This is a genomic window from Stenotrophomonas sp. INTA L402-1 (assembly GCF_059295135.1).
Map to the genome: position 1 here is coordinate 1 of NZ_JCAFWP010000108.1, position 765 is coordinate 765.

The window sequence follows — 765 nt, forward strand, 5'->3', positions numbered from 1 at the left end:
AGATGTGTATAAGAGACAGGAGATGACGCGTTATTTTATTGAGCCAAGTCAAAAAACGCTAGCTAAAACGGTGATCGAACAGTTTAACAAGCTCAATTTAAAAGAAGAACGTGAGAATTTGATTGGTACAACCGCAGAGATTATTCTTGATACGATGATGGCGAAAGATAAAGAAGGGATTGACGATTTCGCAACAAAAACGCTTTATACTGTTCAGGTTATCGCTCGTTTAATTAACAACCAGATAGAATTAACCACGACGGATTTTGAAAATCAGAGTAAATTTTTGAAACTTGCTGAAAAAGCGGGGTTAGCACTTGATGTAAAACTCGGTTCAAAAATGGCCGCACTTTTAGAAAACGTTAATCTTGAGCGGGCTAATCCGAAAGCCACAGGGGGCGTGTGTAAGCAAATTATTTTTTGCGATATGATCGGCTCACATAATAAATTAAAGCTCGCCCTCGTCAATAAAGCCAATATCCCAGCACATAAAATTGTGATTTTTAATGCAAAATCCGTGAAAGACAGCGGAGAGGTGCAAGAAATTCAAGATGGCTTTAATGCGGACACCGTTATTGATGAAAATGGCACAACGCTTTCTGAAAACAAATATGAAATCATTATTGCCAATAAGAAAGCGGAAGTGGGAATCAACCTACAAAAAGGCACACAAGCTCTTCATCATTTAACGGTAGGCTGGACACCCGATAGTTTGCAACAGCGTAATGGTCGTGGTGCTGTCTCTTATACACATCTGACGCTGCC

The 765-nt window shown here is 39.6% G+C and carries 1 protein-coding gene; it reads left to right on the forward strand.

Annotated elements, in window-relative coordinates; all coding sequences use genetic code 11:
- Positions 1-22 precede the first annotated feature (22 nt).
- Positions 23-765: hypothetical protein (locus AC5O77_RS21745; protein WP_494507167.1), on the forward strand; the 743-nt coding region annotated here is incomplete at its 3' end.